The organism is Psychrobacter sp. van23A, from assembly GCF_030845275.1.
In the GTDB taxonomy this organism is placed as follows: Bacteria; Pseudomonadota; Gammaproteobacteria; order Pseudomonadales; family Moraxellaceae; genus Psychrobacter; species Psychrobacter faecalis.
In genome coordinates this window covers 654,987-674,118 of record NZ_CP132595.1, presented here as the reverse complement: position 1 = coordinate 674,118, position 19,132 = coordinate 654,987, and the positions used below count along the sequence as shown (strand labels likewise).

Sequence of the window (19,132 nt, the reverse complement as noted above, 5' to 3'; positions counted from 1 at the left end):
CAATCAATATTGTAATGGTACCTAAACTCGGTCTTCATATACCTTTGAATAATACCATCACTGCTCTATTCAACGTTAGTCATTGATACTGATAACTGATGATTCAGTCAGTTATCAGGTGCATAATATGGCGGATAGCAACGGGCATATCCTGTGCTTGCAAGCCTCGTTGGCCGATCAATAATGAGCGACAATTATGAGTATGGCTAAGACTTTCTAAATTTTCTGCCTGCCCCGCTAAGCAGTCGCCTGCCAGACCGTGAAGCAGAACCGCTTGGTGCAAACTACGCGCTTCTTCGGTCAAATCCTTTTGCGCTAGCAGACCTGCAATGACGCCTGATAACACATCGCCCATGCCAGCGCTTGCCATCCCGGCATTACCGACGCCACAAACGTAAATCTGTCTTTCCTCAGCCTTTTGCTCTAGCACTAACGACCCTGCGCCTTTTAGCACCCAATCGCCGCCATAGATTTTGGCGCACCGTTTTATCATGGCTAGCCTATCCTCTTCTACTTCATTGACCTCTTTATTCAACAATCTTGCCGCTTCACCACTATGCGGTGTTAGGCAAACTTGATGTTCGCTACTATACGCTTTTAGCTGTGTAACCAGTTTATGCTGCTCTGCCTGCAATGTTGCCAAATGGTATAGACCATCAGCATCAATCACTATTGGTTTGCTGTTTTCTATCGCCGTTTGGATATAATTTATAAACAACGCTTTTGCTTTGTCATCACGGCCAAGTCCCATGCCGATAGCAATAACACTGGCTTCTTGGATGAGGTTTTTTACGCCATCTGTATCGTGTAAATTGATGGTCATCGCATCAGGCAATGAAGTTAATAGCGCTCCATGAAATGCTTCATGACAGGCGGCGGTAATTTTACCCGCACCAGTCGCCATCGTACTTGAAGCCGAGAGGATAGCAGCACCGCCCATGCCCTGCGAGCTATCAACGCGATTACCGCCAATCACCAATACATGCCCGTAACTGCCTTTATAACTGTTTTGACGGCGTGGATTTAATGGATAAGCTGCTGTCAGTAGCTTGGCAATTGGCTTAAATTCTTTACTAGCCATTTGATAAGGTATGAGCGGAATGTCAATAACTTGTCCGCTATAATCCATACCATCGTTAGTATGCAAGCCAAATTTGCGCGCAATCAAACATAATGTCGCATCAGCGTTTACAGCTACTTGGTCGAATACTTGCCCAGTAGAAGCAACCAAGCCACTGGGCACATCAACCGCAATAACCAAAGCGCCGTTGTACTGCGCAGCATCGTTAAGACTATTAATTGCCTGTTTATAAATACCATCAGGCGCGCGATCTAAACCTATACCAAATAACGCATCGACGTAGACGTCGGCTTGTAGCTGCTCACTTACGTTTTGCTTGTCATCAGAACTGATGTCTTCAAAGCGTAAATAATCACAGTTAGCAGACAGCGCTATTTGTAGAGCTTGGTTGGCATCAGATAAAGAAGCTTCTTTGTTAGATGACTGCGTTGTCTCAGCTATCGCAAAAACTTGTTTATCAAAGCCAACCGTGATGATTTGTACTTGCCAGCCTATTTGCTGCAAATAATAAGCAATCAACCAACCATCACCGCCATTATTACCCTTTCCAACCCAAATACTTACTCGAGGCGAACAATTATTGCGATTATCAGTGTTAGTAAGTGCTGAGGAATGAGGATTAAGAATTTTTTGCTCATAAAGCACCACAATATAATGTGCCATCTGCCATGCAGCCTGCTGCATTAATCCAAAACTATCATGACCTGCGCCAAACCATGCCTGCTCCATAGCATAAATCTGCTGACTACTATACAACGCTACTGGTATGGTCGTTTTTGTGGATACATCGGTTGCTACTGGCATGGTTCATCCTCGCTTATTTTTATTGGCTGGTTTTATTATTTTAATCATAAGGTAATGTATGGGTGGTATCAGCTCTATTAGATTTTACGAGAGCTTACAGCTTGGTATAAATACAGATTTATTGGTTTTGCTACTTGCGCTCGTCGCTCACTGGCTTATCATACTGCTATTCACATTATCATTTATAGCGCATTATGAATAGCAAAGCCCAACCTAAACAACTTCAATCGACACAGCCAGACGCACAGACCTCAGATGCTCACAACTTGGCAGCGCAGGCGTCTGCGCCTAATCGTGTAGAGCAAGCAAGAATTGCCGTTCATAATGCCTCAAGCTTTGCTACACCAGCAGAGGTTAAACTATGGATTAAAGCCCAAGCGCAAGGCCTAGGATTTGCTGACTGTGGTTTTTTATCGGTGCATCATCCTTTATTTATCGAGCAAACAGAACATCTAAAGCAATGGCTGGCAAAAGGGTATGAGGGGCAATTGCAGTTTATGCATCATAACCATCATCTGCGGGCCCAACCTGAGCAATTGGTAGAAGGCGCGAAAACCATCATCAGCGTGCGCATGGATTATTTAACCCAAACTCCCACGCCGCGCGCAGTCACTGATAACGCTTATCCCAATCAAGGTATCATCGCCCGTTATGCTAGGGGGCGTGATTATCATAAGACCATGCGCAGTCGCCTAAAGCAACTGGCATTAAAAATTGAAGCCATGCTACCTGAATGGCAGCATCTTAATATTGGCTCAGAGCAGGATTTTATTTTTCGCCCCTTTAGCGATTCTGCGCCTATCTTTGAGCGTCCTATTGCCGATGCGTCCGGTCTTGGTTGGACGGGAAAACATACCTTGCTCATAAACAAGCAAGCTGGCTCGTTTTTTGTATTAGGCGAGCTATTTATGAGTCTTGAGCTGCCTGATGACGAACCGGTCAAGGAGCATTGCGGCAGTTGTAGCGCCTGTATTGACGTCTGCCCTACGCAAGCAATTATTGCGCCCTATGAGCTTAAAGCCTCTGCTTGTATCTCTTACCTTACCATCGAACACGACGGCATTATTGACAGCAAATATCGCCGTGCCATCGGTAATCGCATCTTTGGCTGTGATGACTGTCAGCTTATTTGTCCGTGGAATCGCTATGCCAATATTACCCCAGTAGAAGATTTTTCCCCAAGGCATAATCTTGATAACAGCAGTTTACTTGAGCTATGGCAATGGCAAGAAGCGGAGTTTATGAAAAAAACCGAAGGCAGTCCGCTTAGACGCACCGGTTACGTGAATTTTTTACGCAATATCGCCATTGGTCTTGGCAATGCAGATGGTAGTACGGAAATAATTACTCAGCTGCAAGCAAAATTAGGCGTTCATAATGCCATGCTAGACGATCATATCCATTGGGCAATTAAAGAACAACAGGAAAAATTAGAAAATTTAAAACCGTAAATTCTATGGAAAATAAAGACCAAAAAAAATGCCTCTAATTATATTAAGAGGCATTTTTATTAGCACATAACTTTAAATATCTGTGTTTAAGCGCTTATGTTTAAATACTTATATTTAAACGCTTAGCTTTAAGCACTTAACAACCTATTACGGCTTAGGAATACGTAGAACTTGACCTGGATAAATCTTATCGGGATCAGAAAGCATTGGTTTATTGGCTTCAAATATTTTCATGTAATCACCCGTTGAACCATACACTTCTTTGGCAATTTTAGATAAGCTATCGCCAGATTTTACTGTGTACATGGTAGATTCAGGCGCATCTTCTTCAATATCGATATTATCAATAACTTTAGCGACGTTTTGCACGTTACCGATAGCGATAATGGCTTTTTCGCGATCTGCTTGGGTTTTGGCCTTACCACTGATTTCTGCGGTATCTGTAGAACCGTTATATTTTACTTTTAGATTACTGATATTCAGATTTTGCTGCTGAATACGGCGTAGTAAAATATTGGCAACTGACTGAGCAGAAGGCTCTGTGCTTTGAACTGGAGTATTAGCATCCGCTTTGGTTTCTGCTTTAGCGTCATGCTTGGCATCGTCACGGTTAAAAATCTTTTCACCGATGTCTTTTGCGAAACTGAACATACCCATAAAATTGCTCCTTAAAATATTGTTATCTATTATTTATCATTATTGTTTTAATAGGCAATGTATTTAACGTTTGTCACTCTCGCATCGCCTACATATGAACATAACTTTTATCTCTAAACAGTGGTTTTAATCGATATAACAAATATCACCTTATTACTGCTTACCATTCTTAGTATAGACAATGGCAAATACCGTCTCTAGTAATAGTATGTTGAGTAATGTTGATTTGGCGTAGCTTATGTAACTTTATCATTAATAGCTACCATTCAAATATGGCAGTGAATTGAGCAAATATAAGCAGTAAAACAGAGAAATAATCACTACCTCTAAAAAATAGCGTTAAAAAAAACCGCTTATCAATAAAGATAAACGGTCATAGCACACTTATTAAGCGAATAATTAATTACAATTGCGCTTGTACGTAATCAATGGCTTTTTGAACAGTCGTTAATTCTGCTGAATCTTCATCAGGAATAGTGATGCCGAAATCGCTTTCGAATGACATAACCAATTCAACTAGGTCTAATGAATCAGCGCCTAAGTCTTCCATGAATGAAGCATCATTATTGATATCTTCAACGTTCATACCTAATTGTTCCGCTACCGCAGATTTAACTCTTAGCTCGGTATCATTACTCATGTAGATTTCTCCTTTTTGATCTATTATTTCGACAAATTGCCATAGTCTTATGATAAAGCGCTATGGCAGTATATATAAAATGGGCTGGTCAAATTATCACGGCTGTCTGGAAGACAGATAACCAATTATACGTTTTGACTAATGTCTGCTAAAACCTAGCTATCATACAGGGCTTTGACAAAAAAGTATCCGCTATTATAGCACCCTTTATTATAGTTTACACTCGTTCACAGAGTTTTTTATTATAACTATGTAACGCACCGTTATAATAATAAATAACGCTAAATTAGAAGGTGGTGTGTCAAAAAGTATGCTGATTAAAATTTGAACAATTTTTAAAGCCTTGAAAGCCCTATAGAATCAGTAAACTTAGCATAGATTTTTTATTGACTTTTATAGCCAGCATACTTTTTAGAACACCACCAATTAGAATAATAACTTCTAACCCTACATGTACATACCGCCATTGACAGGAATAACCGCGCCAGTAATATAGCTGGCTTCATCACCTGCTAAGAAAAATACGGCGGCGGCAATATCTTCTGGCTGACCAAGACGGCTGATTGGAACCGCATCAAGCATTGAGTTAAGTAGGCGCTCGTCAAGCTCATCGGTCATATCGGTTTCAATAAGACCCGGTGCCACACAGTTAATCGTCACTTGGCGTGAGCCGATTTCGCGCGCTAGCGTTCGGCTAAAGCCTTCAACGCCGGCTTTAGTGGCCGCATAGTTAGATTGACCCGCATTGCCCATTTGTGCAACCACAGAAGTAATATTGATGATACGACCACGACGCGCTTTCATCATTCCGCGTACTGCCCGCTTACTCATACGATAAACCGAAGTCAGATTGGTATCGACAACATTGTCCCAATCGTCATCTTTCATACGCATCAATAAACCATCTTGAGTAATACCGGCATTATTAACCAGCACTTGTACGGCACCGTAAACACTTTCGATTTCTTCAAATAACTTATCAATCTGCGCCGTATCGCGCACGTCTAGCACGCGCCCAATACCGCCACTATCGTTTAAGTATTCTTCGATAAGTGCTGCGCCTTTTTCGGTGGTCGCGGTGCCAATGACAAAGTGTCCTTCTTTGGCAAAACGTTTGGCAACGGCTTTACCGATACCGCGGCTTGCGCCTGTCACTAATGTAATCGTACGGCTCATGATAATACCTCCATCAACTTATCTAAACGGGCAGGCTTGTCGGTAGGATAACTCACAATAGGATGTGCTTGACGCTTGGCCAAATTACTTAAAACATTACCACTGCCACATTCGATTAAAATATTAATTTGCTTGTCGGCCAATTCCTGCATGGTTTTTGACCATAAGACTGGTTCACTGAGCTGCTCGGTCAATGCTTGCTTGATAGCGACTGCATTGCTTTCAACGCGCGCATGGCGGTTTTGAATCACTGGAATGGCCGCTTGATCAAATTGAATGGCTGCCAACTCTTGCGCCAAAGCGCTAGTCGCAGGCTCCATAAGCGCACAATGCGACGGCACACTAACCTTTAATGGGATGGCTTTTTTACCGGTATTTTGAACTTTATCAATCACGGCATTGACACCAGCGGCGTTACCTGAAACCACCACTTGACCTGGACTATTAAAGTTTGCGGCGCCAACAATGGCATCATCAACGTGCTCGGTCGCTTGTTCGCATAAGTTTTCGACGCGGTGGTCTTCAAGACCCAGTACCGCTGCCATCGCTGTATCGACCCCTGCCACCGCCTCTTGCATCAATTGACCGCGTTTATGCACCAGTTTGACCGCATCAGCTAAGGATATTACGCCAGCAGCACATAAGGCGCTATATTCACCCAAGGAATGGCCCGCTAGGTAACAAGGCTTATCTTCTATTTTTTGTTGTAAGATGCGCCAAATAGCGATACTAGCAGTCAATAAAGCCGGCTGAGTATATTGGGTTTGGTTCAGTTTGTCTTCGTCCTGACAAATTACCCATAAGTCTTCACCAAGCGCTGTACTGGCTTCGGTAAAGGTATCACGAATTTCAGGATAGGTTTCAGCAAGCTCGCTCAGCATACCGACCACTTGTGAACCTTGTCCAGGGAATAGCACAGCTATACGGGTGGGTTGTTTTTTTACCATATCGGGTACAGAGGCCATAACCAATATTCCTTATTTAATTGGAAATACCCCTAAATGAATGGGGTTTATTATAGAATTAGAGACTAATAAAAAGATTCGCTGTACAAAGCTGTACAAAGCACCGCTATCATTATTCCTTTAAGACAGCTGACTGCTATTAAACTATACACTGACGCAGACAATAAGCATAGCTATCAAAGACTGAACGCTTAAAATGTAATATCTCTATAATCACTACTTGATAAAAAATAGATAACAAAAAGCCAAGATATCTGACTTCATAATATATGATAGCGAGATAACTTGGCTCTTATTTGCTTAAACTGCTTGCACCATAACAACTGTGTAAAATCATCGATAGTCATTAGAACTACCAGCATTTTGCATCAACCATCAGCGCGCAAATAAATTAAGCGTCTTGACTAACTTTGAAAAGCTGGCGACCACGATAGAAACCATCTTTAGTCATGTGATGACGACGATGTTTTTCACCAGTAGTAGCGTCGATGCTTAATTCAGCCACTTCCATACGATGATGTGAACGGCGCATGTCACGACGAGAACGACTTTTACGACTTTTTTGAACAGCCATGATATAGCTCCTATACTTAAAAGGGTTAAGCTTGAAATTCAGCTTTAATCGATACCGACAGAGGCTATATAATCACAACAACCTAAGTCTTACGCATCATTAGTTAAATAGATTGCCACACGTATTAAAGTGCTGACTACGTCTAAAATCTATAGTTCGTTTGCGAAGCCAGCTTCTCTCTGCCAGCGGCAGGTTGCTAGAATGCAATAAACGGGACATTATACGCATGTTTCGCCAATTAATAAAGCCTTGCTTTTCACTCTTGGGCAAAAAGCTGATAAAAGGTAGAAAGTAATGATTTATCGACGTTATACTGTCAGTTACGCGGCTATAACTTGCCCTTTAACGATGCTAACGCTGCAAAAGGATTCTCATTTTCCTCTTCTTCTGGAATATCACCAAACTGCTCAACGCTCATCTCGCAATCATCGTGCTTTGGTGCCATAGGCGCTTTTAGCAAAATTTCATCTTCGATCAATTTTTTAAACGGCAATAAACGCTCAGGCGCAGGCTCAGTGATAATTTCATCGAGCAGCAAGTAATCCTGCTCTTCACCGACCAAACGCACTTGGCTTTCGTTATCTAATAATGCAATATCATAGTCATCAGTCAAATCAATAGCAATCGGTTGCAAACAACGCTGACAAGTCAACCATATCTCACCTGTGAGAGTAAAAGACAAATGCAACACATTATTATGGCGATATAGATTGGCTTTAAGCTCAAGGTTTGATTGCTCGTGCTCAGTTGACAAGATGGCATTTAGGCGCTCAAACGAACGCGGCGCAACTTGCCCTGACCATTCAAAGCCACTGTCTTCCCATTTGCTTAAAGAGATATCCTCTGGCAAGTTGCTCGACATCGTAGCTGCTGTTTTGTCAGCCTGAAGCGCTGACGGCTTGTTTATTGGAGTGCTTGACATGCGCGGCCTCATTCATCAAAAACGGTGTATAATATTGCCTGCCATACTAACGGAAAGCGCTGATGAGCGCTAGGGCTAGTATGTTAAGATTTTTGGTAAGTGCTTTCGTATTAAGTTTGCATTTACCTTGGCTTGCTCGCGTTGCAAATCACGCGCTCTACCTTTTTATTTGGTTAATATATTCATATGATATCGCCTGCTGTGGATCCTGACTTTTCTGTTTTGCTTTCTGTTTCTGACGCAAAACGCTTGCTACATCGTTTAAATACTTTAGAAACCAAAAAGCCACCTGAGTCTTTGAGCGCTATTTCAGAGATGCAGTTAAACGCACTGTCAGAACAATGGCAGAAAATTATCCATGCTGAAAATATCAACACTGTTGATGAGAATGAAAAAACAGCGACCGATTGGCTGATAAGTCTCTTTAATACGTTATTTGCCCACCAGCACGTTATCCTAGTACGTGGCGCTGGCGAACCAGAGTACTTTCCTGCCAAAGACAATCAGCCAGCACGTATTGAATTTGCCCATGGTTTCTTTCAAAGCGCATTGCATGAGCTAAGCCATTTTTTTATTGCAGGTGAGCGTCGTAGACAGCTCTCTGACTTTGGCTACTGGTATGCTCCCGATGGGCGCACAGAGGCTCAACAACAAGCGTTTGAGCGTGTAGAAATCAAGCCCCAAGCGTTAGAGTGTTTATTTACTTTAGCGTGCAGACGTCCTTTTCAAGTCTCGCAAGACAATCTGTTTGCCACCTTTGATACCAGTACCAGCACCTTTGCGCAGGACGTCTATCAGCAGGCCAAAGCATATATCGCTGAACCTCACGTCATACCACGTGATGCCAAAATATTATTGCAAGCATTATTAACGATTTGTACTGCTAATTAGCGATGAAAAACTGCGCTCTATATATGTATTTCCTGTCGAAAGCGGTCCACAACTATAGTGTTAACGTTTCCCTACCCACCGTAACGCCTTGCTAATAAACTTATATTTACTTTGCGTTATACTGATTGAATAGTAGTTCTATCTTTTGATGCTGTCAGAGAGATATGCTAAAAAACAAAAAAAAATTCATTTTTTAAAAACTACCTACGAAGCACTCTATAATTAAAAAATAAGGAAAAATCATGCAAGTATTTTACATTCATCCGGACAACCCACAACCGCGGCTTATCGAACAAGCAGCGGATTTATTACGTAATGATCAATTAGTTATCTATCCTACCGATACCAGTTATGCGTTTGGCTGCCGCTTAGGCGCTAAAGACGCGCTAGAAAAATTAAAACATATCCGTGAGCTTGATGATAAGCATCAATTTACCTTGTTATGTCGCGATTTAAGTGAAATTGCCAACTATGCCACGGTAGACAATGTGCAATTTAAACAGCTAAAAGCGCATACGCCGGCACCGATTACCTTTATTTTAAACGCCACCAAAGATGTACCTAAGAAGTTGGCGCATCCTAAGAAAAAAACCATTGGTATTCGCGTGCCAAGCAATCCTATTGCGCAAGCATTGCTAGCAGCGATGGATGAGCCTATATTGACCAGTTCACTCATATTGCCGCATCGAGATGAGATATTGGACGATCCATTTGAGATTGAAGAGTTACTCGGTAATCAAATAGATGGTCTCATTAATGCTGGTATCAAAACCACCAAACTGACTACTATCGTCGATATGACCACTAATCAGCCCGAAATCATCAGACAAGGTGCTGCTGACGTCAGCTCACTCGTACCATAAAAAAAATTTTAAGAATAAAAGGCATAAAAAAAGCTCCAAATTATTGGAGCTTTTTTTATTATACAATGAGCGCATAAAATTAGTCACGATCAACCAATTCTACATAAGCCATTGGCGCATTGTCACCATCACGGTAACCGCATTTTACGATACGCAAATAACCACCTGGACGAGTTTGGTAGCGAGGACCAAGCGTGCCAAATAATTTACCTACCATAGTTTTGCTACGCATACGGCTAAATGCCAAACGGCGATTAGCAACGCTGTCTTCTTTAGCCAAAGTGATCAATGGCTCAGCAACACGGCGTAATTCTTTTGCTTTTGGTAAAGTTGTTTTGATCAGTTCATGCTCAAATAATGAGTTGGTCATGTTCTGAAACATTGCCTTACGATGACTGCCGGTACGACCCAGCTTGACTCCACTCTTACGATGGCGCATAGTCAAAAATCCTTAAAGTTTAACGGCTACGATAAGAAAAGCGATCATCGACACGAAGGTCAGCTGGTGGCCAATTGTCTAGGCGCATACCGAGCTCTAAATCTTTAGACGCTAATACGTCTTTGATTTCGGTCAATGATTTCTTACCAAGATTTGGGGTTTTTAGTAGTTCAGTCTCTGAACGCTGTACCAAATCACCGATATAGTAAATGTTTTCAGCTTTCAAGCAGTTGGCTGAGCGAACCGTTAGTTCAAGATCGTCCACAGGGCGTAATAGCACCGGATCAACCTCTTCTTTTTCTTTCACAGGCTCAGGCGCTTCTTCAGCTTCTAGGTCAACAAAGATAGAAATCTGCTGTTGTAAAATAGTGGCTGCTTTACGAATTGCTTCTTCTGGATCGATAGTGCCATTAGTTTCAAGCTCGATGATAAGACGATCAAGATCGGTACGTTGTTCTACACGTGCGTTCTCAACCTGATAAGCAACACGCAGTACTGGACTAAAACTTGCATCAAGCTTTAAGCGTCCAATCGCTTTAGTGTCACCATCTTCACGGCGCTGGTTTGCTGGCTCATATCCACGACCCATTACCACACGCAAACGCATCTTAAGATGACCACGGTCGCTTAATGTACCTAATACCAATTCTGGATTGATAATGTCGACATTATGCGGCAACGTGATGTCTGCAGCAGTAATAGTGCCTGGACCTTGTTTATCCAAGGTCAAGAATACTTCATTTTGGTCATGAAGGGTGATTGCCAAGCCTTTTAAGTTCAAAAGCAAGTCAAGCACGTCTTCTTGTAGTCCTTCAAGCGTTGAATATTCATGGTCAACACCATCAATCTCAGCTTCAATGACTGCAGCACCAGGTAATGAAGATAACAAGATGCGACGTAAGGCATTACCTAAAGTATGCCCAAAGCCGCGTTCTAACGGTTCGAGCGTGACTTTCGCAATTGTTTCATTAACCGTATCCACGTTAATGGCGTTCGGCGTTAGAAACTCAGTTGCACTTAGCATCATGATGTCACCTCGATTTATTAAACTGGTTTAATTAACGTCAATTGCTCAATGCTATTATTATAACATCGAGCAGTACGTTACTTACTTAGAGTATAGCTCAACGATCAAGCTTTCGTTGATTTCAGCAGGTAGATCAATGCGATCAGGCGCTTGTTTAAACGTGCCCTGTAGCTTGCTGTGGTCAACATCTAGCCATTCTGGAATACCACGTTGTGTCGCTAGTTCAATAGCGTTTTTAATACGTAGTTGTTCGCGAGACTTCTCACGGATAGCGACGACATCACCATCTTGCAACTGAATTGATGGAATGTTCACACGAACAAACTCATCGCGGCCAGCTTTTTTTACCATCACAGTGCGATGGCTAACTAGCTGACGTGCTTCAGCACGAGTTGAGCCAAAGCCCATGCGATAAACGACGTTATCAAGGCGACTCTCAAGCATTGCTAGTAGGTTTTCACCAGTAGCGCCACGCTTACGAGCAGCTTCTTTATAGTAGTTAGCAAACTGACGCTCTAGTACACCGTAGATACGCTTAACTTTTTGTTTTTCACGTAACTGTAGAGAGTACTCTGAGCTCTTATTACGGCTGACACCATGTTGACCAGGTGGACGAGCCGCTTTTTTCGTTTTTACGTCATATGGTTTAACACCAGACTTAAGGCCTAAGTCTGTACCTTCACGACGTGATAATTTGAGTTTTGGTCCAATATAACGGGCCATTGTTATGTCTCCTATAAGCTCTTATGATAAAAAGCTTCGTCTTTAATATTAGACGCGGCGCTTTTTCGGCGCACGGCAACCATTGTGTGGGATTGGGGTCACATCAGAGATGCTGTTAACTTTATAACCCAATGCACCAAGTGCTCTTACCGCAGACTCACGACCCGGTCCTGGTCCTTTGACCAAAACGTCGATATTCTTAACACCGTATTCTTGAGCCGCTTTACCAGCGACTTCAGCTGCAACCTGAGCTGCAAATGGTGTAGATTTACGTGAACCACGGAAGCCTTGTCCACCTGAAGTGGCCCAAGCCAGTGCATTACCTTGACGATCGGTAATCGTAACAATGGTGTTATTAAAAGACGCATGGATATGGGCAACGCCCTCCGATACTGAACGACGAGTCACTTTTTTGCGACTACGAGTGTCTTTAGCCATCTTTTAGCTTCCTAAGTTAATTATCTTTTGAGAGGGCGTGTCGGACCCTTACGAGTACGAGCGTTGTTCTTGGTGTTCTGACCTCTAACTGGTAGGTTACGGCGATGGCGGATGCCACGGTAACAACCAAGATCAACCAAGCGCTTGATATTCATTGACACTTCACGACGAAGATCACCTTCAGTCATGTAATTTGCAACTTGTGCACGGATAGCATCTAACTGTGTATCATCTAACTGGCTAACTTTAGTAGTAGGGGCAATGCCAACTGCTTCTAAGATTTTCTGAGCAGTGGTACGACCTATACCAAAGATATAAGTTAGTGAAATAACAGCATGCTTATTATCCGGAATGTTTACGCCGGCAATACGAGCCATTGATTTCTCTCCATTAAAGAAAAATAAGCTTTATTCATTAATAAAGCGTTATTTTTCAGATTTGTTGCTGTCAATACTAAAGCTTTTATAATTATTATCGCTGCTTCAACTTGATAACAAGTCTCTTCATTGACCATTTTATAAAAGATTTTGCATAAACTACGGCAAGTGGCGGATGATATCGCATCCGCCGTTATTTTTCAAGTATTAATTTTATAAAACCAATAAGCGTGACGCTTTATGTCTTTAAAACATTAACCTTGACGTTGCTTGTGGCGAGGTTCTGCGGTACAAATAACATGTACACGGCCTTTACGGCGCACAACTTTACAGCTACCACAAATCTTCTTAACTGATGCTTGAACTTTCATAGCATACTCCTTTGAGATATCGTACCGCTCATTTAAGGTTGAGTGGGCGATTGAATTAACGTCTGATCATGATATTGATGGGTCATCAAATGCGCTTGGATTTGCGAAATGAAGTCCATTACCACAACCACCATAATCAGTAATGACGTACCACCAAGTTGAAACGGCACACCAAACGATGACTGCACGACCATTGGCATTAAACAAATAACCGTCATATACATCGCGCCAATAAAGGTCAGTCGGTTTAATACATGATCAAGGTAACGCTGAGTTTGTTGTCCGGGGCGAATACCTGGGATATACGCACCACTACGTTTAAGGTTTTCAGCAACTTCACGCGGACTAAATACCAATGCCGTGTAAAAGTAACAGAAGAAAATAATCATTGCGCCAAACAGAACCAAATACAGCGGCTGCCCTGGAGACAACACCAATGCCATATTTTGTAATATCTTTTGTGTAAAAGTAGGATCAGCCGATTGACCAACCCATTGTCCTAAACTTGCTGGAAACAACAATAACGAGCTGGCAAAAATAGCGGGAATAACCCCTGCCATATTTAGCTTAAGCGGCAAATGCGACTGCTGCTGAGCATAAATTTTGCGACCTTGTTGTTGCTTCTGCGCATAGTTTACTGGGACACGGCGCTGCGCTCGTTCAATATAAACGATACCGGCAGTCACCGCGATGCCTAGCAATACAAAGATAAAAAGTACAATCAAGTTCATCTGCCCTTGATTGACCTGTTCGATAGACTGCGAAATCATACCTGGCGTACCAGCCACAATACTCGCAAAGATGAGCATTGAGATACCATTACCCACGCCGCGTTCTGTAATTTGCTCACCAAGCCACATTAGGAACATAGCGCCAGCTACCAATGAGGTAACCGCTGGAATATAAAAAGTCAAACCAGTAGATAAGGTAAGATTCTGACTGATAAGGCCAGCACACATTCCTAATGACTGTACTAGTGCTAATCCAAGTGTCCCTTGACGGGTGTACTTGTTTAGCTTACGTCGTCCCGCTTCGCCTTCTTTTTTGAGGGCTTCAAGCGATGGCAATACCGCCGACATCATCTGAACGATAATAGACGCTGAAATATATGGCATGATGCCAAGTGCCATGATGGACATACGTTCTAGTGCACCACCTGAGAACATGTTAAACATGCTCAAAATGGTATTTTCGTTGCGCGAAAACAGATCAGCCAAGTTAACCGGATTGATACCCGGTACTGGAATATGTGACCCTAAACGATAAACAATCAATGCGCCGATTAAGAATAATAAACGCGTCCATAATTCATCATACTTACGTATAAAGGCAAATGGATTGAGCGGTATACCAGTCGATGACATTGATTGTTTTGACACGTTACTACTCCTCGATGCTACCACCAGCAGCTTCGATTGCTTGCTTGGCGCCTTTAGTCACTTTGATACCTTTAAAAGTATAAGCTTTAGTGACTTCGCCTGACAACATAATACGAACGCGTTTCATGTCATGACGGATAACGTTAGCAGCTTTTAGTGTTTCAATGCTAACCACATCGCCTTCGACTTTGTTTAATTCAGACAGACGAACTTCAGCAGTCGTCATTGCCATTTTACTGGTGAAGCCAAATTTTGGTAGGCGACGATATAAAGGCATTTGACCACCTTCAAATCCTGAGCGGATGCTAGAACCTGAACGAGATTTCTGACCTTTTACACCGCGACCACCAGTTTTGCCAAGACCTGAACCGATACCACGACCACGACGTTGGGCAGTTTTTTTCGCGCCAACACCTGGTGATAATTCATTTAATCTAAGTCCCATTACGCTTCCTCCACTTTTACCATGTAGTTGACGCGATTGACCATACCACGGGTTGAAGGAGTATCTTCTACTTCAACAGTATGACCAATACGGCGTAAACCCAATCCTTTCAAGCTCGCTTTGTGGCTCTTGAGGCGATGGGCACCCGATTTAAATTGAGTGACTTTCATTTTTTTCATCGTAACTCACCTAGTTTCTAAGTTAACCCAAGATTTCGTCTACAGATTTACCACGTTTTGCTGCCATCTTTTCTGGAGTTGACATATCACGTAAACCGTTAAATGTTGCACGTACAACGTTTGCCGTGTTGGTAGAACCATGAGATTTCGTTAAAACGTCTTTAACACCAGCAACTTCTAATACTGCACGCATTGCGCCACCAGCGATTACACCAGTACCTTCAGATGCAGGCTGCATGTAGACTTTACTAGCACCATGACGTGCTTTGATCGGATGGAACAATGTTGCACCATCAAGCTCAACAGTAATCATGTTACGCTTAGCAGCTTCAAGTGCTTTTTGGATAGCAGCTGGCACTTCACGTGCTTTACCACGACCAAAACCAACACGGCCATTGCCATCACCCACTACGGTTAGCGCAGTAAATGAGAAAATACGACCACCTTTAACCACTTTTGCAACGCGATCAACGGTAACTAAGCGTTCTACTAGACCGTCAGTCTGTTCATTTTTATCATTTTTATCATTTCTAGCCATGATTAAAACTCCAATCCGTTTTCGCGAGCAGCTTCAGCTAAAGCTTTTACTCGACCATGATATTTAAAACCACTACGGTCAAAGGCAACTTTAGTAATACCAGCTGCTTTTGCGCGTTCTGCGATCAATTGGCCCACAGACGTCGCTGCATCAACGTTACCAGTTGCACCTGAACGTAAGCTGCTGTCTAAGGTAGATGCCTGAGCAATCACTTCACCACCGTTTGGAGAGATAATTTGGGCATAAATATGTCTTGGGGTGCGATTAACCGTTAAGCGATTTACGCCTAAAAAACGGATATGTGCACGGGTTTTCTTTGCTCGACGTAGACGAGCTGCTTTTTTATCAAACATTTCAACTCACCTTATTTTTTCTTGGCTTCTTTGCGAATCACATGCTCGTCACTATAACGAATACCTTTACCTTTATAAGGCTCTGGTGGGCGGAAACCGCGGATATTAGCCGCTGCTTGACCAAGCTGCTGCTTATCGTTTGATTTTAAAACGATTTCAGTTTGCGTTGGGGTTTCAGCTGATACACCTTCAGGTAGCGTATATTCTACTGGATGTGAGTAACCAACGTTTAGCGTTACTTTATTACCAGTAGCTTGAGCGCGATAACCAACACCAATAAGTTGAAGGCGTCTTTCAAAACCTTCGTTTACGCCTATTACTAAATTGTTTAGTAAAGAGCGCATGGTGCCAGTATGCATCATGGCTTCTTTTGAATCGGCTGCAGGTGAGAGAAGAATTGCATCATCTTCCTGTTTTAGCTCGACCAATTCATGCAGGCGTAAAGACATATTGCCATTTTTGCCTTTAACTTCGACCTGCCGATCGTTCAAAGTAACACTTACGCCGCTAGGCAGTGCTACTGGGGCTTTAGCCACACGAGACATAGGAATATTCCTTAAAAAAATTAACTTACTTTTATTAGCGAAAAAACTAACAGGCTAAAAAGCGTGTTAGTTTAGCATAATTGACTGCATTAGGCACCTATCAATGTTAAAAAATATCTATGATAAAATTGATAAGTGCCCAACGAAGATCAAGTAGACTTTATCGTCTCGTTACCGATAGCAATGATTGCTAATTAAGCAACGAATGCAACGATTTCACCACCGATACCAGCAGCGCGTGCAGCACGATCGCTCATGATACCTTGGCTGGTTGATACGATAGCAACACCCATACCTTGTTTAACAGTAGGGATAGCGTCTTTACCGCGATGCTGGCGTAGGCCAGGACGGCTATAACGTTGGATCGTTTCAATAACCGCTTTGCCTTCGAAGTATTTTAACTCGATGGTCAAAGTTGCTTTGTTATTTTCTTGCTCAGTCACAACAGCGCTGGCTACATAACCTTCGCTTACTAATAAGTCAGCGATTGATTTACGTAGTTTAGAGCTCGGCATTGCTACCGATACTTTATTAGCCATTTGTGCGTTACGAATACGGGTTAGCATATCCCCAACGGTATCTTGCATACTCATATCGTTACTCCTTACCAGCTTGCTTTACGAACACCAGGCACATCGCCTTGCATGACACGCTCACGCAGCATATTGCGTGATAAGCCAAACTTGCGGAAGTAACCGTGAGGACGACCAGTGATAGCACAACGGTTGCGTAGACGTACTGGTGATGCGTTGCGTGGTAGGGCTTGTAGCTCTAGCATCGCTTCCATACGCTCTTCGTCTGATGCGTTGATATCACTGATAGTTTCTTTTAGCTTAATACGCTTTTCAGCATATTTAGCAACCATTTTTTCGCGTTTCAATTCGCGGTTAATCATGCTCTTCTTTGCCATAACGTCTTTACCTTATTTAAATGGGAAGCCGAATGCTTTAAGCAACGCACGACCTTCTTCATCATTACCAGCTGACGTGGTGATGGTCACATCCATACCGCGGATACGATCAATCTTGTCAAAGTCTACTTCTGGGAATACGATTTGTTCTTTGATACCCAATGAGTAGTTACCACGTCCGTCAAAGGCTTTAGGTGAAAAACCGCGGAAATCACGAATACGAGGAATTGCAATGGCAATGAGACGATCTAAAAATTCGTACATTTGCTCACCGCGTAGCGTTACTTTACAGCCAATTGGCCATTCTTCACGAATTTTAAAGCCAGCAACTGATTTGCGCGCTTTGGTGACGACAGGCTTTTGACCAGCGATAGCGGTCATGTCAGCTACAGCACCTTCAAGCAATTTTTTGTCTTGAGACGCGCCGCCTACACCCATATTAAGCGTGATTTTAGTGATTTTAGGCACTTGCATCACGTTCGCCAAACCAAGCTCTTCTTTGATTTGTTGCTTTAATTCTTCGTTATATAAAGATTTTAATCTTGCCATTACCATTACACCCTTAGTGTCTTACGCAGTCGCCACTACTTCACCGTTCGAACGATAGACGCGTTGTTTCTTGCCGTCTTCACCGAACTGATAAGTAATACGATCAGCTTTTTGGGTTTGCGCATTTAAAATTGCGACATTTGAGATATGCAAAAAAGCTTCTTGCTTAACGATGCCACCTTCAGTACCAGTTGCCTGATTTGGCTTCTGATGTTTGGTGACAATGTTGATGCCTTCAACTTTAATACGATCGTTTTTTACAGCTTGTACAGTACCTTGCTTGCCTTTGTCTTTCCCAGCAATCACGATAACTGTATCGCCTTTACGTAATTTTGACATGGATTACCTCACAATACTTCTGGTGCTAGTGATACAATTTTCATAAACTGATCACCACGTAGTTCACGAGTTACCGGTCCAAAAATACGAGTTGCTATCGGTGCTTTGTTTTGGTTCAACAATACCGCAGCATTGTCATCAAAACGCAGAACTGAACCATCAGGACGACGAACGCCTTTTTTGGTACGTACAACTACAGCATTCATCACGTCGCCTTTTTTAACACGACCACGCGGAATGGCTTCTTTAACCGTTACTTTAATAATGTCGCCAACTGATGCATAACGACGATGAGAGCCACCCAGTACTTTAATGCACTGAACTCGTCTTGCACCGCTATTGTCTGCAACTTCCAGCATCGATTCAACCTGAATCATAGCGTTACTCCACACGTATGAGCAATAAAAACCAGTTGCTGCCGCTAGCACAGAATGAGTAGTCGGCATTTTAATATTAATAACCGCTGCTACTCTTAATGTGAGTGATATACGCTCGG

Annotated in this window: 27 protein-coding genes; 3 read left to right on the top strand and 24 right to left on the bottom strand. The window is 42.6% G+C overall.

Annotated features, from left to right (window positions below; all coding sequences use genetic code 11):
* Positions 1 to 103: 103 nt before the first annotated feature.
* Positions 104 to 1,885 (bottom strand): NAD(P)H-hydrate dehydratase, encoded by a 1,782-nt coding sequence (locus RAH45_RS03025; protein ID WP_306495472.1) that lies wholly within the window; start codon positions 1,883 to 1,885, stop codon positions 104 to 106.
* Positions 1,886 to 2,079: 194 nt separating this feature from the next.
* On the opposite strand from RAH45_RS03025, the gene queG reads away from it, so the two are divergent.
* Positions 2,080 to 3,336 (top strand): tRNA epoxyqueuosine(34) reductase QueG, encoded by a 1,257-nt coding sequence (gene queG / locus RAH45_RS03020; protein WP_306495471.1) that lies wholly within the window; start codon positions 2,080 to 2,082, stop codon positions 3,334 to 3,336.
* A 147-nt stretch (positions 3,337 to 3,483) separates the two neighbouring features.
* Here queG and lysM read toward each other — a convergent pair whose 3' ends face one another.
* The 6 genes from lysM to RAH45_RS02990 all read right to left on the bottom strand — a co-directional run bounded on the left by lysM (position 3,484) and on the right by RAH45_RS02990 (position 8,270).
* Positions 3,484 to 3,993, bottom strand: a complete 510-nt coding sequence (gene lysM, locus RAH45_RS03015; RefSeq protein WP_144297874.1) for a peptidoglycan-binding protein LysM — start codon at positions 3,991 to 3,993, stop codon at positions 3,484 to 3,486.
* A 403-nt stretch (positions 3,994 to 4,396) separates the two neighbouring features.
* Positions 4,397 to 4,633, bottom strand: coding sequence for an acyl carrier protein (gene acpP, locus RAH45_RS03010; protein ID WP_068034635.1), 237 nt, complete (start codon positions 4,631 to 4,633; stop codon positions 4,397 to 4,399).
* Between the two features lie 447 nt (positions 4,634 to 5,080).
* Complete coding sequence (gene fabG / locus RAH45_RS03005) at positions 5,081 to 5,815, bottom strand: 3-oxoacyl-ACP reductase FabG (RefSeq protein WP_306495897.1); 735 nt, start codon at positions 5,813 to 5,815, stop codon at positions 5,081 to 5,083.
* The gene (gene fabD / locus RAH45_RS03000; protein WP_144297875.1) at positions 5,806 to 6,774 is read right to left on the bottom strand and encodes an ACP S-malonyltransferase; all 969 of its coding nucleotides are present in this window, start codon (positions 6,772 to 6,774) and stop codon (positions 5,806 to 5,808) included. The genes fabG and fabD overlap by 10 nt, the downstream gene beginning before the upstream one ends.
* A gap of 391 nt (positions 6,775 to 7,165) precedes the next feature.
* Positions 7,166 to 7,348, bottom strand: coding sequence for a 50S ribosomal protein L32 (gene rpmF / locus RAH45_RS02995; RefSeq protein ID WP_068408434.1), 183 nt, complete (start codon positions 7,346 to 7,348; stop codon positions 7,166 to 7,168).
* A gap of 328 nt (positions 7,349 to 7,676) precedes the next feature.
* Positions 7,677 to 8,270 (bottom strand): YceD family protein, encoded by a 594-nt coding sequence (locus RAH45_RS02990; protein WP_306495470.1) that lies wholly within the window; start codon positions 8,268 to 8,270, stop codon positions 7,677 to 7,679.
* A gap of 186 nt (positions 8,271 to 8,456) precedes the next feature.
* Between RAH45_RS02990 and RAH45_RS02985 the strand changes: the two genes are divergently transcribed.
* Complete coding sequence (locus RAH45_RS02985; protein WP_288726338.1) at positions 8,457 to 9,161, top strand: elongation factor P hydroxylase; 705 nt, start codon at positions 8,457 to 8,459, stop codon at positions 9,159 to 9,161.
* A 242-nt stretch (positions 9,162 to 9,403) separates the two neighbouring features.
* On the top strand, positions 9,404 to 10,024 hold the full coding sequence (locus tag RAH45_RS02980; RefSeq protein WP_093069565.1) for an L-threonylcarbamoyladenylate synthase: 621 nt from the start codon (positions 9,404 to 9,406) through the stop codon (positions 10,022 to 10,024).
* Between the two features lie 79 nt (positions 10,025 to 10,103).
* Here the strand turns inward: RAH45_RS02980 and rplQ are convergent, their stop codons facing one another.
* The 17 genes from rplQ to rplN form a co-directional block, all read right to left on the bottom strand.
* On the bottom strand, positions 10,104 to 10,463 hold the full coding sequence (gene rplQ / locus RAH45_RS02975) for a 50S ribosomal protein L17 (RefSeq protein WP_068408443.1): 360 nt from the start codon (positions 10,461 to 10,463) through the stop codon (positions 10,104 to 10,106).
* Between the two features lie 19 nt (positions 10,464 to 10,482).
* Positions 10,483 to 11,490, bottom strand: coding sequence for a DNA-directed RNA polymerase subunit alpha (locus RAH45_RS02970; protein ID WP_068408445.1), 1,008 nt, complete (start codon positions 11,488 to 11,490; stop codon positions 10,483 to 10,485).
* Positions 11,491 to 11,571: 81 nt separating this feature from the next.
* Positions 11,572 to 12,213 carry a 30S ribosomal protein S4 gene (gene rpsD, locus RAH45_RS02965; RefSeq protein WP_068408447.1) on the bottom strand — a complete coding sequence of 214 codons (642 nt, stop codon included), beginning with the start codon at positions 12,211 to 12,213 and terminating at the stop codon, positions 11,572 to 11,574.
* Between the two features lie 48 nt (positions 12,214 to 12,261).
* Entirely contained in the window at positions 12,262 to 12,651 is a 390-nt protein-coding gene (gene rpsK / locus RAH45_RS02960) for a 30S ribosomal protein S11 (RefSeq protein WP_058368279.1), read from the bottom strand.
* Between the two features lie 20 nt (positions 12,652 to 12,671).
* Positions 12,672 to 13,028, bottom strand: coding sequence for a 30S ribosomal protein S13 (rpsM, locus tag RAH45_RS02955; protein WP_058025564.1), 357 nt, complete (start codon positions 13,026 to 13,028; stop codon positions 12,672 to 12,674).
* 254 nt (positions 13,029 to 13,282) lie between these two features.
* Positions 13,283 to 13,399: a 50S ribosomal protein L36 gene (gene rpmJ, locus RAH45_RS02950; RefSeq protein WP_011279805.1), complete on the bottom strand. Its 117-nt coding sequence runs from the start codon at positions 13,397 to 13,399 to the stop codon at positions 13,283 to 13,285.
* Between the two features lie 32 nt (positions 13,400 to 13,431).
* A complete protein-coding gene (gene secY, locus RAH45_RS02945) occupies positions 13,432 to 14,763 on the bottom strand; it encodes a preprotein translocase subunit SecY (RefSeq protein ID WP_180952577.1) in 1,332 nt (443 codons plus the stop codon).
* A gap of 19 nt (positions 14,764 to 14,782) precedes the next feature.
* Positions 14,783 to 15,223 carry a 50S ribosomal protein L15 gene (gene rplO, locus RAH45_RS02940; RefSeq protein ID WP_068408451.1) on the bottom strand — a complete coding sequence of 147 codons (441 nt, stop codon included), beginning with the start codon at positions 15,221 to 15,223 and terminating at the stop codon, positions 14,783 to 14,785.
* The gene (rpmD, locus tag RAH45_RS02935; RefSeq protein ID WP_068408453.1) at positions 15,223 to 15,402 is read right to left on the bottom strand and encodes a 50S ribosomal protein L30; all 180 of its coding nucleotides are present in this window, start codon (positions 15,400 to 15,402) and stop codon (positions 15,223 to 15,225) included. The genes rplO and rpmD overlap by 1 nt, the downstream gene beginning before the upstream one ends.
* Positions 15,403 to 15,424: 22 nt before the next feature.
* A complete protein-coding gene (gene rpsE / locus RAH45_RS02930) occupies positions 15,425 to 15,940 on the bottom strand; it encodes a 30S ribosomal protein S5 (protein WP_068408455.1) in 516 nt (171 codons plus the stop codon).
* A gap of 2 nt (positions 15,941 to 15,942) precedes the next feature.
* Complete coding sequence (gene rplR, locus RAH45_RS02925; RefSeq protein WP_068408457.1) at positions 15,943 to 16,293, bottom strand: 50S ribosomal protein L18; 351 nt, start codon at positions 16,291 to 16,293, stop codon at positions 15,943 to 15,945.
* 11 nt (positions 16,294 to 16,304) lie between these two features.
* Positions 16,305 to 16,838 (bottom strand): 50S ribosomal protein L6, encoded by a 534-nt coding sequence (gene rplF, locus RAH45_RS02920; RefSeq protein WP_068408459.1) that lies wholly within the window; start codon positions 16,836 to 16,838, stop codon positions 16,305 to 16,307.
* A 194-nt stretch (positions 16,839 to 17,032) separates the two neighbouring features.
* The gene (gene rpsH / locus RAH45_RS02915) at positions 17,033 to 17,431 is read right to left on the bottom strand and encodes a 30S ribosomal protein S8 (RefSeq protein ID WP_068408460.1); all 399 of its coding nucleotides are present in this window, start codon (positions 17,429 to 17,431) and stop codon (positions 17,033 to 17,035) included.
* An 11-nt stretch (positions 17,432 to 17,442) separates the two neighbouring features.
* A complete protein-coding gene (rpsN, locus tag RAH45_RS02910) occupies positions 17,443 to 17,748 on the bottom strand; it encodes a 30S ribosomal protein S14 (RefSeq protein ID WP_068408462.1) in 306 nt (101 codons plus the stop codon).
* A 12-nt stretch (positions 17,749 to 17,760) separates the two neighbouring features.
* Complete coding sequence (gene rplE, locus RAH45_RS02905) at positions 17,761 to 18,297, bottom strand: 50S ribosomal protein L5 (protein WP_068408463.1); 537 nt, start codon at positions 18,295 to 18,297, stop codon at positions 17,761 to 17,763.
* Positions 18,298 to 18,318: 21 nt separating this feature from the next.
* Entirely contained in the window at positions 18,319 to 18,636 is a 318-nt protein-coding gene (gene rplX / locus RAH45_RS02900) for a 50S ribosomal protein L24 (RefSeq protein WP_068408465.1), read from the bottom strand.
* Positions 18,637 to 18,644: 8 nt separating this feature from the next.
* Positions 18,645 to 19,013, bottom strand: a complete 369-nt coding sequence (gene rplN, locus RAH45_RS02895) for a 50S ribosomal protein L14 (protein ID WP_010196702.1) — start codon at positions 19,011 to 19,013, stop codon at positions 18,645 to 18,647.
* Positions 19,014 to 19,132: the final 119 nt, after the last annotated feature.